Source organism: Pseudomonas chlororaphis (assembly GCA_001023535.1).
GTDB lineage: Bacteria > Pseudomonadota > Gammaproteobacteria > Pseudomonadales > Pseudomonadaceae > Aquipseudomonas > Aquipseudomonas chlororaphis_E.
This window is the reverse complement of the sequence record CP011020.1, coordinates 6,134,655-6,148,704: the sequence shown is the minus strand read 5'-3', so window position 1 is coordinate 6,148,704 and position 14,050 is coordinate 6,134,655. Positions and strand designations below refer to the sequence as shown.

General features: G+C 62.4%; 12 protein-coding genes and 1 pseudogene. 6 read left to right on the top strand and 7 right to left on the bottom strand.

All coding sequences use genetic code 11. From position 1 onward, the window contains the following. Positions 1-54: 54 nt before the first annotated feature. From VM99_26855 to VM99_26830, 6 genes are all read right to left on the bottom strand, one after another. Positions 55-909 (bottom strand): integrase, encoded by an 855-nt coding sequence (locus VM99_26855; GenBank protein AKK01479.1) that lies wholly within the window; start codon positions 907-909, stop codon positions 55-57. After that, positions 906-1,202: a transposase gene (locus VM99_26850; GenBank protein ID AKK01478.1), complete on the bottom strand. Its 297-nt coding sequence runs from the start codon at positions 1,200-1,202 to the stop codon at positions 906-908. The genes VM99_26855 and VM99_26850 overlap by 4 nt, the downstream gene beginning before the upstream one ends. Before the next feature lie 324 nt (positions 1,203-1,526). Further along, positions 1,527-2,447, bottom strand: coding sequence for a LysR family transcriptional regulator (locus tag VM99_26845; GenBank protein AKK01477.1), 921 nt, complete (start codon positions 2,445-2,447; stop codon positions 1,527-1,529). Between the two features lie 22 nt (positions 2,448-2,469). Further along, positions 2,470-3,030 (bottom strand): hypothetical protein, encoded by a 561-nt coding sequence (locus VM99_26840; GenBank protein AKK01476.1) that lies wholly within the window; start codon positions 3,028-3,030, stop codon positions 2,470-2,472. A 38-nt stretch (positions 3,031-3,068) separates the two neighbouring features. Beyond that, a complete protein-coding gene (locus tag VM99_26835) occupies positions 3,069-3,872 on the bottom strand; it encodes a hypothetical protein (protein AKK01475.1) in 804 nt (267 codons plus the stop codon). Between the two features lie 86 nt (positions 3,873-3,958). Continuing rightward, positions 3,959-4,900, bottom strand: a complete 942-nt coding sequence (locus tag VM99_26830; GenBank protein AKK01474.1) for a LysR family transcriptional regulator — start codon at positions 4,898-4,900, stop codon at positions 3,959-3,961. Between the two features lie 251 nt (positions 4,901-5,151). Between VM99_26830 and VM99_26825 the strand changes: the two genes are divergently transcribed. The 5 genes and pseudogenes from VM99_26825 to VM99_26805 all read left to right on the top strand — a co-directional run bounded on the left by VM99_26825 (position 5,152) and on the right by VM99_26805 (position 10,705). After that, positions 5,152-6,393, top strand: a complete 1,242-nt coding sequence (locus VM99_26825; protein AKK01473.1) for a porin — start codon at positions 5,152-5,154, stop codon at positions 6,391-6,393. 174 nt (positions 6,394-6,567) lie between these two features. Continuing rightward, on the top strand, positions 6,568-7,644 hold the full coding sequence (locus tag VM99_26820) for a nucleoside hydrolase (GenBank protein ID AKK01472.1): 1,077 nt from the start codon (positions 6,568-6,570) through the stop codon (positions 7,642-7,644). 342 nt (positions 7,645-7,986) lie between these two features. After that, a complete protein-coding gene (locus VM99_26815) occupies positions 7,987-9,429 on the top strand; it encodes an aldehyde dehydrogenase (protein AKK01471.1) in 1,443 nt (480 codons plus the stop codon). Between the two features lie 18 nt (positions 9,430-9,447). Beyond that, entirely contained in the window at positions 9,448-10,389 is a 942-nt protein-coding gene (locus tag VM99_26810; GenBank protein ID AKK01470.1) for a lipase, read from the top strand. A gap of 91 nt (positions 10,390-10,480) precedes the next feature. Beyond that, positions 10,481-10,705: pseudogene (locus tag VM99_26805) on the top strand (hypothetical protein). 445 nt (positions 10,706-11,150) lie between these two features. Here the strand turns inward: VM99_26805 and VM99_26800 are convergent. Further along, positions 11,151-12,980: a Fis family transcriptional regulator gene (locus VM99_26800; GenBank protein AKK01469.1), complete on the bottom strand. Its 1,830-nt coding sequence runs from the start codon at positions 12,978-12,980 to the stop codon at positions 11,151-11,153. Between the two features lie 276 nt (positions 12,981-13,256). On the opposite strand from VM99_26800, the gene VM99_26795 reads away from it, so the two are divergent. Then, positions 13,257-14,024: a 3-alpha-hydroxysteroid dehydrogenase gene (locus tag VM99_26795; GenBank protein ID AKK01468.1), complete on the top strand. Its 768-nt coding sequence runs from the start codon at positions 13,257-13,259 to the stop codon at positions 14,022-14,024. Positions 14,025-14,050: the final 26 nt, after the last annotated feature.

Below are 14,050 nucleotides of genomic sequence, written 5' to 3'. Positions count from 1 at the left end.
TTGTGCGTCGGACTGAGGTGGTCAATTTTTTCCGGACACCTCAATCGGTGTTTTTCAGGCTGCTTGCCGCTCATACTGATTGGGCGGCAAATAGCCCAAGGATGAATGGATTCGCCTTCCGTTATAGAACCGCACGATGTAGTCCGTGATGTCTTTGATCGCTTCGCCATGGTTGGCGTAATCCTTGCGCCAAACACGCTCCATCTTCAGATTCAAGAAGAAGCGCTCCATGACCGCATTGTCCCAGCAGTTGCCCTTGCGACTCATGCTGCAACGCATTCCATGTCGCGTCAGCAAGTTCTGGTAATCCGTACCGGCATACTGGCTGCCTCGATCCGAATGAGCGATCAAGCCCGGTTCAGGTTGTCTCTGCGCGATGGCCAGTTGCATCGCACTGCATACCAACTCTGCTCGCATGTGGGGTGCCATGGCCCAGCCCACGATTTTGCGTGAGTACAGGTCCATGACGGCCGCCAGGTACAGCCAGCCGCTGCGGGTACGGATGTAGGTGATGTCAGCGACCCACGACTGGTTGATGCGCTCGGGATTGAACTGGCGATTGAGCAGGTTCTCAGCCACCGGAAAATTGTGATTGCTGTCAGTGGTATGAACGAACTTGCGCTTCCAAATCGGACGCAAATCCTGTTGTTTCATCAGGCGGCGGACCTTGTTCCGTCCAACGGAGACGCCAGTGTCACGCAGCGCTTTCACCAAACGACGGCTGCCATAACAGTGTTCATTGGACACGAAGGCAGCCTTGAGCTGAGCGGAAACCGAGCACACAGGTTTTGGCTTCAAACGCCGCTGACGAGCTTCGTAAAACCCCGAACGACTGATCCGCAACACCCGGCAGATACGCGCCACCGGGTAGGCCTTGCATTGGACTTGGTGAACCAACTGGTGGATCACTTCAACTCGCGGGCAAAGAAGGCCGTAGCTTTTTTTAATATGTCATTATCCGTCTTCAGTTCGCGGACTTGCTGTTCAAGCTGGCGAATACGCTGCTGGTCGCTGGTCAATGGTTTGCCAATCCCCGTACCGCCCGACTGCTCGGTTTGATACTGCTGAACCCAGCGGCGCACGGCGGTATCGCTCAGGCCTAAATCGGTACAAACCGAGTTCACGCTCAGACCTTGATCAACAACCATCTTGCAGACCTTCAGCTTGAACTCGGCGTCGAATTTTCTGTACTTCTTAGTCATGGAATATTCCTCAATGAGTGTAGTTTCACCCATTGAGGTGTCCGGGGCTATTAGACCAGCTCAGACATGCCATCCGGACCCGCCGAAGAACCTGTGGGAGCGGGCTTGCCCGCGAAAGCGGTGTGTCAGTCAACGAAGGTGTCGAATGTGCAGCCGCCTTCGCGGGCAAGCCCGCTCCCACAATGAATGGGCGTCGGACACGCCATCCGGACCCGCCGAAGAACCTGTGGGAGCGGGCTTGCCCGCGAAAGCGGTGTGTCAGTCAACGAAGGTGTCGGATGTACAGCCGTCTTCGCGGGCAAGCCCGCTCCCACAATGAATGGGTTAGTCGGCGGCCAGTTGGTATTCCGTGGGCAGTTCGGCGACGAATTCCGCCACCACGTCCCGGGTCAGGCTGATGACTTCTTCCACCCGCTCCATGCCCGCGCCGGTTCGCCAACTGGCAACGATGTCCATCACCGAAGGCAACGGCACGCCATCGACCCGTTTCAGCGTGCCCTGGGCCAGCTCACCCAGGACCAGCGCCGCCGGCATGGCGCCGATGCCGAAGCCGTCGCGAACCAGGCGGGTGATGGCCGACACCGAGTTCACGCAGTTGATGCGCGGCGAGACGATATTGGCCGAGTGCAGCAGGTTGAGGATGTCCTGGTGAGGCCGGGAATTGCGCGAAAAGGTCACGATGCGTTCCTGGGACAGGTCTTCCAGCGACGCGTAGTGACGGTCATAGGCCGAGCCGCTGCGCACCAGCCAATGCATCGGATAACGGGCCAGCCGTGCATTGCGTACGCTGTCCAGGCGCAGGATGTCGGTCTGGAAAATGATGTCCTGGTAACCCTTTTCCAGTTGCGAGCACAGGTTGCTCGCGGTGTCGGCCGACAGCTCGATCTCCAGCGCCGGGTAGTAGTCCATCAGGCGTGTCACCAGGGGGCTGAGCCAGGTGTGAATGACCGTGTCCATGGCGCCGATGCGAATTCGCCCGCGCACCTGGCGCGGGTCCTTGATCACGGCCTTCATGCTTTGCAGGGTGTCCATGATGCGTTCGGCATATTCCAACACCCGCTGGCCCTCGGAGGTCAGCGACACACCCTTGGCGTCACGCACGAACAGGCGCACACCCATCTCGTCCTCCAGGGCCGCGATGCGACTGGAGACGGAAGCCTGGGTGGTGAACAGTTTCTCCGCCGTCAGGCGAAAACTCTTCAGGCGTGCGACCCAGACGAAGGTTTCAAGAAACTTGATGTTCACGCGAGGCGGCTCCTTGGGTGGGTCACGGCCGTTGCGCCGCGCGTAGGTGTTCCCGGTTGGCCAGGTACTCGATCACGTCCCCAAGCTCGCCCAGGTTGGGGACGTCGCCCAGGGCGGCTTCGACGCTGCACCATGGGTAGTCCAGTCGCGAAACCCAGGCCATGATCGCCGGCAGGTTGTCCGGCGGCAGGGTTTTCATGTGTTCGAGGGTAATGGTCAATCGCTCGACCCGCTTGGACACCGGATCGAATTGCCAGTCATAGGTGCCACAGCCGACGCGCGCCTCGCCGCCGTCCTTGCCAGACATCGCCACCAGCCACGGGCATTGGAACTGGTCGAGGTTCGCTGCCGGTGGCGACCCCAGGCAAAAGGTGTAGATGTTTTCGAAGGTCTGGCCGAAACGACTGACCAGCACCTCGCCGATGGCCGCGCGGCCTTCGACGTGATCAGGAAACGAGATGGCGCCGGTGCGCACGATCATGTCGAGGATCGCCTGCGCCTCGAACGCTTGCTCCAGCAGGTGAGGGCGGTTGCCATCCTTGGCCTTGATGTACGCTTGAATCGATTGCTGGACGGTGTTCATCGTCTGTTCCTGTCAGGTGAGTGCGGCCTTCTAGACGCTTACAAGTCGCGGTTCCACAAATCGGTCACCAGCATGCAGCCAGGCGCATGGGTGATGCACAACGGTGGGCGCGACGCCTGGACCACCGACTGGGGTGTCACGCCACAGGCCCAGAACACCGGGATCTCGTCCGCTTCGACCGGCACGGCATCGCCATAGTCCGGTGCGTCGAGGGCGTGGATGCCGATCAGCGACGGGTCGCCGATGTGCACCGGGGCACCGTGGACATTGGGCATGCGTCCAGTGATCTGGATCGCCTGGATCGCCGCGGCAGCTTTCATCGGGCGCATGGTCACGACCATTTTGCCAGAGAGGCGGGCGGTGGGACGGGTGTCGATGTTGGTGCGGAACATCGCGATGTTGCGCCCCAGGTCAATGTGCCTGAGGTAGATGCCGGCTTCGAGCAACGGTTGTTCGAACGAGAACGAGCAGCCCAGGGCGAAGGCGACAAGGTCATCCTGCCAAACGTGTTCGATGTCCAGCGGCTCTTCGCTCAGTTCGCCGTGGCGATAGACCCGGTAGCGGGGCACCTCATGGCGGATATCGATGGCGGCGCCGAGGTTGCGAAAGAACGGATCACCCGGCTCTGTCACGTCGAGCACCGGGCAGGCCTGTCGATTGAGGGTGCAGTAGCGCAGGAACTCGGTGGCCCAATCACCGGGCAGTATCACGATGTTGGCTTGTACCCGACCCTGGCCCAGGCCACTGGTATGGCCTTGGTATTGGCCGGCGGCAATGCTCTGGCGCAGGGCGAGCGGGTCGTACTGGCGCAGTTGTTCGAAGGACGGGGCGGGTTGACTCATCGCGGTATCTCCAAGGGATGGGTGGCCCATTTTTTAGAGGGGCCGGGCGATGACGTCCAACAAGGAATAGTGGTACCCACAGACAACTAAACGTTATGACCGGCCAGGCCCGGTGCCGCGACCATGCGTTGCGGGCCGACATCGATAGCGTACTGACTGACAACCTGGCGACTCATCTGGACGATATTCTCGATCAGTTCCAACCCCACCCCGGCGCGCCAGGACGCCACCACGTCAAGCTGGGGCAGAGCCGTGCCGGGTTCCAGGGTGATCAATTCACCGCTGGCCAGCGGCTTGGCCACCAGGGCCGCGGGCAAGGCACCGATGCCGAAGCCGTCGCGAATCAGCCGGGTCATGGCCGACACCGAGTTGACGCAACTGACCCGCGGCGCGCCAACGCCATGGGCATACAACAGGTTGAGCACATCCTGGTGCGGCCGCGACTGCTTGACGAACGTGATGATGCGTTCGCTGGCCATCTCCAATAGCGAGGCATAGGGCCGAGCGTAGATCGAGTGGCTGGCGGCCACCCAGTGCATGGGGTAGTGCGCGAGTTCGAGGTTGCGCACGCTTTCGTGGCGGACCAGGTCGGTCTGGAACACGATGTCCAGGTAACCCTTTTGCAGTTGCTCGCAGAGGTTGCGCGCGGCATCGGCGGTTATTTCGATTTCGACGGCGGGAAAGGCCTGCATCAGCATCGACATCAACGGACTGAGCCAGGTATGGATCACTGTGTCCATCACGCCGATGCGCACCAGGCCTTGCTGAGGGCTGCGGGTGTCCAGCGATTGCTTCAAAGCGCGCTGGACCTCCAGCATCTGCTCGGCGTAGTCGAGTACCTTCAAGCCTTCGGGCGTCAGCGACACCCCTCGCGAGTCACGCACGAACAGGCGCAGCCCCAGCTCTTCTTCCAATGAGGCGATCCGGCTGGAGATCGCCGCCTGGGTGCTGAACATTTTCTCGGCGGTGAGGCTGAAGCTTTGCAGCCGGGCGACCCAGACGAAGGTTTCGAGGAATTTGAGGTTCATGAAGGCTCTCTTGGTACTTGTCGTTCTTATGGTTGCAATTGTTACTCCAGAACCGCTTGATCAGGGCATCAAATTTTCTTATGTCCGATGCGGCTTTTTTCCCGTTTGACGCTCCCAGAGCGCGGCGCAAAGAATCCGCTCCACGACGCAGGCTACTGCGTCCGTTTCCCAGCACAGCGCCTTCACAATAAAAACATCGGACGCAAACGACGCCCCGAGCGGGTTCGTTCGTGCCCGCAAAAGGAGCACCCATGCGACAGTTCACCTCCCTCACGTGGATCTATAAGCCCGTCGGTACACTGCTGGGCTTGAGCCTGGCCGGAGCGCCAAGCGCCCACGCGGATTTCATCGCCGACAGCAAAGGCAGCCTGGAAGCGCGCAACTATTACTTCAACCGCGACTTCCGCCAGACAGGGGCGCGGGACAAGGCCGAAGAATGGGCGCAGGGCTTCTTGCTGCGCCTGGAGTCGGGCTACACCGCAGGTACCGTGGGGTTTGGCCTGGACGCCCTGGGCATGGCGGGTTTCAAACTGGACTCCGGCGGCGGCACGGCGGGCACCAATCTGTTGCCTGCGGATTTGTCCGGCGGTTCTCAAGACCGTTATGGCGAACTGGGCCTGACTGCCAAGGTGCGCGTGTCCAACAGCACCCTGAAGGTGGGGACCTTGCAGATCAAGGACCCGGTGGTGAGCTCCAACGACACGCGCCTGCTGCCAGCAACCTTCAAGGGGGGACTGGCCAGCGTGCAGGAAATCGACCGGTTGAAGCTGACGGGCGGGCAGTTTACGCAGATCAATGTCGTCGACTCCACCGATTACCAGGACATGAGTGCCAACCGCATCGGCGGCAACAGCGACAAATTCCAGTTTGCCGGGGCGGATTATCAATTCTTGCCGAACCTGACGGCGCAGTACCGCTATGGCAAATTGCAGGACATCTACCAGCAAAACTACCTGGGGTTCGTGCATACCCTGGACCTGGGGGCGGGCCAGTCGCTCAAGAGTGATGTGCGTTACTCGCGCAGTACCGAAGATGGCAACTTCCGCAACCTCGACAACCAGGCCTTTGGCGCGCTGTTCACCTATGGCTTCGCCGGGCATGCACTGGGCCTGGGCTACCAGCGCATGAGCGGCGACGACCCGTTCCCCTACATCAGTCGCAGTGACCCGTACCTGGTCAACTTCGTGCAGATCGGCGACTTCGCCAACATCGACGAGCGTTCGTGGCAGGCCCGCTATGACTACAACTTTGCATCGCTGGGCGTACCGGGCCTGACCTTCATGACCCGCTACATTTCCGGCGACAACGTACAGCGCGCCGCACCCGGCGAAGGCAAGGAGTGGGAGCGCAACACCGACATTGCCTATGTCGTGCAAGACGGGACGTTGAAGGGGCTGGGGTTCAAATGGCGCAACGCATCGGTGCGCTCGAACTTCGGCAACGACCTGGATGAAAACCGCCTGATCGTCAGCTACACGATGACGCTCTGGTAAGTCGGGTCGCTCGTTGCGTGGTGAGGACGCCGGTGCCTCGTCACGTTGGTTGTCGCCCCAGGCAATCCACGCCATTAAGCGTTCGCTTTTTTCGGGAGGTGCTACTTTTAACTCGATGCCAGCATTTGCTGGCACATCAGGATGATCCCATCCATTGCCAGGAGGCCTGCCAACATGTCGGTACAACCCCTCACACACGTGCTCGTCGATACTGATGTCGACTTCGACGACTACCTGGCCATCGGCTATTTGCTCAAGCACCACGCGGTCAAGGTCGAAGGCATCACCGTCACCGGCGTGGGTGCCGTGCACCTGAGCCATGGCGTGGCGAACATCAGCCACTTCCTCACGCTGTTCGAAGACCCTGAAGTCGAGCGGATCCCCGTGGTCGCCGGCTTCCAGCGGCCCATGGTCTACAGCAACACCTTTCCATTCGAAACTCGCCAGGCGGCGGACCAGCATTACGACGCACGGTTTCCCCGGGCGAACCCCAACCCCACGAGAACGGATGCGGTGGCCTTTCTCAGGGAAACCCTGGAGAACGCCAAGCAACCCTTTACCGTGCTGATGATCGGCGGCGGCACGACCTGGGGGCATTTGTTTTTGCAGGCCAGGACGGACAGGACGCTGCGAGACCTGCTGGCCAGCAAGGTCGAGCGCATCGTCATGATGGGTGGCAACCTGCTGCCGGAGTACGTCCAGCCCGGTGCCGGAGGGAACATCATCGATACCCTGGGCGACACGCCGTACTACACCAACAAAGTCGCCGAGTGGAACATTTTCGTTGACCCACTCGGCGCGCAATACGTCTTTGGCGGCGGGAACCGGGTGCAATTGGTTGCGCTGAACGCCTGCAACCAGATCCCCATCAGCCAGGATTTCGTCGCCCAGCTCTCGCGCATCCAAAACCCGGTCGCGCAGTTCCTCACCCAGGTCCTGCAAAGTTCGACCATCGCCCCCGGCATCGGCAAGTACCTGTACTTCTGGGATCCGCTGGCGGCCGTCGCGGTCACCGATCCGCGGTTCGTGCAGTTCAAGCGGTATGGGCTGAAGGTGGAGCAGGAACTGAACGAGGAGCAGGACACGAGCGGCAAGTTGATCCCCGACAGCGTCAGCCCGCCCGTCGACGTCGCCTTGGCGACAGCGCCCGGGTTCGTGCTTGCGTTGTACCTGCAGACGCTTGCGGGGCGGTCGTTGGAAGCCACGGCTGAGCAGCAGGACCAGGCGCCGGTGTTTCCCTCGCAGCATTAGTGGGCTGCCATCCCGGCGAGGCCTCGTTGGCTTCGCTGGGTCATCATCTATGATTAATGTAATTAATCATTTATCAAGAGCTTGCGTATTGCGCCGCTGTCCACAACCCATCCGGATGGCTTCTTGCTTGCTGCGGCCACTGAACCGCGCGGCTATCCCTTCCAGCCATTAGCCTTCGTTTTATGGGGTTAAAGGCCTCATGTCGCTTTTTTAAAGTTAGGAAACTTAATGGTTTCCTTTGTCTGGTTTTTTGTCATACTCGCCCGGCGAGGCAGCAGAGGTGGCTGTCTTGCCGGGCATTTAGTACTGACTCATAACAATTAACCAGCAGGAAGATACGCCATGAGCATCCTCGGTCACCACGATACGGCCGTCAGCGCCGAACAACTCGCTGCGGCGCTCGCCCGAATGAAACGTGCCCATCTGGATGAGGGGCCGCCCAGCCTGGCGCTGCGCCGTGATCGACTTGACCGGGCGATCGCCTTGTTGCTGGACAACCGCGAAGCCATCGTCGCGGCGGTGTCGGCGGACTTTGGCCACCGCAGTCGCGAACAGACGCTGCTGACCGATATCGCAGGCTCCGTGGCAAGCCTCAAGCATTGCCGGGAGCACCTGGCCGAGTGGGCGCAATCCGAACCCCATCCGGCGCCGTTCCCGGGTTGCGAGGCACGGGTCGAGTATCAGCCGCTGGGCGTGGTGGGGGTGATCAGCCCGTGGAATTTCCCTGTCGTGTTGGCGTTCGGCCCGCTGGCCAGCATCTTCGCCGCCGGTAACCGGGCCATGCTCAAGCCGTCCGAGCTGACGCCGCGCACCTCGGCGCTGTTGGCCGAGCTGATCGCCCGTTACTTCGACGAACACGAGCTGACCACGGTGCTGGGTGGGGCCGAGCTCGGCGCATTGTTCAGTGCGCAGCCGTTCGATCACTTGATTTTTACCGGCGGCACGTCGGTGGCGCGGCACATCATGCGCGCCGCCTCGGACAATCTGGTGCCGGTGACCCTGGAGTTGGGCGGCAAGTCGCCGGTGTTGGTCTCGCGCAGTGCCGACCTGGCGACCGTGGTCCAGCGGGTGATGACGGTGAAAACCCTGAACGCCGGCCAGATCTGCCTGGCGCCAGACTACGTGCTGCTGCCGCAAGAGTGGCTGGAAGACTTCACCGTCGAGGCCATCCGCTTCGTCGCCCAGATGTACCCGACGCTGCGCGACAACCCGGACTACACCTCCATCATCAACCCGCGCAATTTCGGCCGCCTGCAAGGCTACCTGGTCGATGCCCATGCCAAGGGCGCGCGGCTGATCGAGATCAACCCGGAGCAGGAAGACCTGAACGATCGCGAGATCCGCAAGATCGCCCCGACCCTGGTGCTCAACCCCAACGAGCACATGCAGGTGATGCGCGAGGAGATTTTCGGCCCGCTGTTGCCGATCAAGACCTACCAGGATTTCGCCACGGCGATCGACTACGTCAACGGGCAACCCCGGCCCCTGGCGGCCTATTACTTTGGCGAGGACGCCAGCGAGCGCCAGCAGGTGCTGCAACGCACGACCTCCGGTGGCGTGGTGATCAACGACGTCATGAGCCATGTGCTGTTCGAGGCGTTGCCGTTCGGCGGCGTGGGGCACGCCGGCATGGGGGCTTATCACGGTGCCCATGGTTTCCGCACGTTCAGCCATGCCAAGGCAGTGGTGGTGCAAAGCCCGGTGGGTGAATCCAACCTGGCGATGCGCGCGCCGTATGGGCCGATGGTCCACGGCCTGCTGGATCAATTGTTGACGGCCCACTGAGCCGCCGGGAGCCTGATCATGACGTTGCCTCAAACCCTCAAGGCCAAGCTGTTGCGCGCCTTTGCCAAGCGCATGAAAGGCAAGTTCGTCTACGACTCGGCGCAGTACCCGCTGCGTGCGGTCGAGGCGCGGTTCATCCCGACGTCCTGGGGACCGGCGCGGGCGTTGTTCTACTGGCCGGCGACTTCGGACGGGGCGCGCTTGCCGGTGTACCTGAACCTGCACGGCGGCGGTTTCGTCGCTGGCGTGCCGGAGCATGACGACAGCTATTGTCGGCGTCTGGCGCACAATCTGGATTGCCTGGTGGTCAACCTGGACTACGTCCTGGCGCCCGAGCATCCATTTCCCGCGGGCTTGCGACAGAGCTTCGCGGTGCTTGAATGGTTGGCCGGGCAATCGGCAAGCCTGGGCATCGACCCCCAACGCATGGCCGTCGGTGGGCACAGCGCCGGCGGCAACCTGGCCACCGGGGTGGCCAACCTGGCACGGGGGCATCAGCGGCTGCGGGTGGTGCACCAGGTGATTGACTATGCGGTCCTGGACCTGCTCCAGGACCCCGGCCTGAAGCGTTCGAGCCTCGACAAACCATTGCTCGGGGCCGGGCTGGTGCGCTTTTTCAATGGCTGTTACCTGAGCGATCCCGATCACGCTCGCGACCCGTTGGTGTCGCCGTTGCTGGCGAGCGTCGAGGCATTGCGGGGCATGCCCGCGACCACGCTGATCACGGCCGAACATGACATCCTGCGCGCCGAAGGCGAGGCCTATGCCGAGAAATTGCGCCAGGCCGGTGTGGCAGTCAACGAGCGGATGTTCGCAGGCTGCGATCACATGTTCACCCACCTCGGCCCGGAGGCTTCAGCGCAGGAGGCCTGGGGGGTTATCGAAACTGCGCTGGGCGAGGCGTTTCGCGCAGCGGCGATGGCGCGGGAGGGTAGCGCTGGCGAGGGGGCCGTTGTTTGAGGGAGGGGCGCGAGCACGCGCCCTCGCCACAGGTTAGGTGCCCGATTTAACCTGTGGCAGACTCACCCGCTGCCACTCACCAGGACCCACCATGCCCGCAACCCCCTCGCAACCCGTCAAGCCCGTTCGCGGTCGTCCGCCGGTCCGCAGCCGTGAAGAGCAGATGAGCCTGTTGCTGGACGCCGCGGCGCAGATACTCGGCAGCGGTCATTTTGCCAACGTCACCATGGACGCCATTGCCCGTGCTGCCGGCATTTCGAAGAAAACCCTGTACCAACTGGTGGCGAGCAAGGAGCAACTGCTCTCGAAGTTGGTTGCGCGGGACCTGTCGACCCTTGAGCTGCTGCTGGAAAGTGGCATCGACAGCGCCGAGGATCTGCTCAGCGAGCTGCGCATGTACCTGACGTTATGGGCACGGTTGACGCTGTCGCCGTTGGCGCTGGGGCTTTACCTCATGGCCGCCCAGGGACGCGAACATGCGCCGGGGATTGCGCAAATCTGGTACCAGGAAGGGGCCGAGCGTTGCCTGGGCCTGTTGCGGGGTTGGCTGGGCAAGGCTGCGGGCAAGGGCTTGCTGGCGCAGCAGGATGTCGAGCCGGCCATCGAGTTGATCGACGCGCTGCTGATTTCGCAGCCGCTCAAGCTGTTCACCCTGGGCGTGCAACAAAGCTGGTCCGACGAGCAGATCGACCAACGGGTCGACGTGGCGCTTGGCATGTTCGGGCGTTGCTTCATCCCGCAATAAAGGGCCCTCGCCACGTTTAGTCACTGGCTGGGCGCCGCGACAAGCGATAGGACAGCTGTGCCCGAGTCAGGCCCAGGCGGCGGGCCGCTTCAGAGACGTTGCCTTTCACTTCGCTCAGGCAACGGTCGATCATCGCGTCCTCGACTTCCTGCAGCGACAGCCGGCTCAAATCCTTGCCGCCGAACAGTTGCTGGAGGGCTTCATCGCCGCTCCGGATCGGTGCGGCGGGAGCCTGAGGCGGCGCCGCTTGAGCGTTCGGTGCAGCCGCGAGTTGGCCGCGGGTGCCGATGGAGAACATCGGCAGAGCCAGGCGTTCGCCGCTGGTGAACAGGTGCGACAGGTCGATGGCGCCGCCGTCCGGGGCGCTGATCACGCCGCGCTCCACCAGGTTCTGCAATTCGCGGATGTTGCCCGGAAAATCGTAGGCCAGCAGGGTGTCTGCGGTGCGCGGGGTGAAGCCGCTGATCTGACGGCCATGGCGCTGGGTGAAGCGCTGCAGGAAATGGGTCATCAGCAGCGGGATGTCCTCCTTGCGTTCGCGCAGCGGCGGCAAGTGGATGGGGAACACGTTCAGTCGAAAGAACAAGTCCTCGCGGAACTCGCCACGCTGTGCCGCGGCGCGCAGGTCGACATTGGTCGCGGCAACCACCCGCACATCGACCTTGAGGGTGCGACTGCCGCCCACCCGTTCGACTTCACCTTCCTGCAAGGCGCGCAGCAGTTTGCCCTGGGCCACCAAACTGAGGGTGGCGATCTCGTCCAGGAACAGCGTGCCGCCATTGGCGCGCTCGAAGCGGCCGGCGCGCGATTGGGTGGCGCCGGTGTAGGCGCCGCGCTCGACGCCGAACAGCTCCGACTCCATCAGGTTTTCTGGGATGGCCGCACAGTTGATGGCCACGAAGGGCTCGTCGTGGCGCGGGCTGATGCGGTGCAGCATCCGCGCGAACATTTCCTTGCCAACACCGGACTCACCGGTGAACAGCACCGTCGCCTGGGTCGGCGCCACCCGACGCAGCATGTGGCAGGCCGCGTTGAAGGCTGAGGAAATACCGACCATGTCGCTGTCCTGGGCCGGTGTCGGGTCCGCCAGCAGGCGAGCGGGCAGGGCACCTTTATCGCCCCGGCCCTGGGGCGCCGCGCTGCGTCCGCCGGTGCTGACGAAGGGTTCGGCGTTCAGGTCGGCCAGGTCCTCTTCGGCGTCGTCCCATTCTTCGGCGGGCTTGCCCACCAGCCGGCAGATGCTCGATCCGGTGGAACGGCATTCGACCTCCCGATAGAGAATCAGCCGTCCAACCATCGCCGATGTATAGCCGATGGCGTAGCCGGTCTGCATCCAACAGGCCGGTTCGGTGCCGATGCCGTATTGGGCGATGTGTTCGTCGTCTTCGCTGGAGTGATGCCAGAGGAACTCGCCGTAGTAGGTGCCCAGGTTCATGTCGAATTCGAAATGCACCGGCTCGACCTTCACCGCGCCCTCGATGGCATGGATGATCGGGCCAGCGGCGAACAGCGCCAGGATGTCTGCTTCGGGGAAGCGCTCCTTGATCAGCGCCGCGTCCCGGGCACCGCAATGGTAGCCGGTACGCAGCATGATGCCCCGGGCGCGGGCCAGGCCCATGCTTTCGATCAGTTCGCGGCGCAAGGCACCCACGCCACTGTTGTGCATCAGCAGCATCCGCGCGCCGTTCAGCCAGATGCGTCCGTCGCCGGGGCTGAACATCAGGCATTCGGTCAGATCCTGCAGCGTCGGCGCGGCGCCGGGCGGCAACTGTTCACTGGCGCCGCGCGCTGGTTGCTTTTGCGTGCCCCGGGACAGTTCGGCCAGGGAGATCAGCTTATCTGCCATCGCAATTCCCTAATTCGATTAATCATATTGCGCATAGTGCAGCACGAAATTGCTGAAATCATCACTTTTCTAACGTCCTCATCCCTGCCCACCTGAGCCTTGATCCTTCTGAATTGCCTGGATGCCGCGTGCTTGAGCGGTCGGCGGTCGTTTGTCAGGAGATGGCATATCGCTTGCTACAACTAGTTACCGAGATTAACTAATTCGGCACAATAACAACATGGCTTGGCTGCCTCCGCCCGTACGGGCAGCACAAGCACGAATCGGGAGCCTGCTATGAAGTTGACCAACAAGACGATCGTGGTGACCGGCGTTTCCTCGGGCATCGGCGCTGAAACGGCGCGAACCCTGCGTGCTCACGGAGCGAGCGTCATCGGCATGGATCGCAATGCGCCCAACCTGAGCCTGGACCAGTTCATCCAGGCCGATCTCAGCCACCCGGATGCCATCGACGCCGCCGTGCAGTCACTGCCGGCGTCCCTCGATGGGCTCTGCAACATCGCCGGGGTTCCGGGCACCGCCGACCCGCAGTTGGTCGCCCAGGTCAATTACCTCGGGGTGCGGCACCTGTGCGCCGCGCTGCTGCCGCGCATCCGGGCCGGCGGCAGCATCGTCAACGTCGCATCGATCCTGGGGGCGCAATGGCCGCAGCGGCTGGCACTGCACAAGACCCTGGCCGCCATCGATGGCTTTGCCCAGGCCCAGGCCTGGCTGGACCAGCATCCGGTGCCGCAAGACAGTTGCTACCAGTATTTCAAAGAGGCGCTGATCGTCTGGAGCTATCAGCAGGCCCAGCCGTGGTTCTTGCAAACCTCGGTGCGCATGAACTGCGTGGCGCCGGGCCCGGTGTTCACGCCCATCCTCGGCGACTTCGTCAGCATGCTCGGCCAAGCGCGCGTCGAGGCGGATGCCCATCGCATGAAGCGGCCGGCCTACGCCGATGAGGTGGCGGCTGCCATCGCGTTTCTGTGTGCCGATGAGTCTCGCTGGATCAACGGCATCAACCTACCGGTCGATGGCGGCCTGGCGTCCACTTACATCTGAGGGAGAACGCTACCCCGCGCATTTTC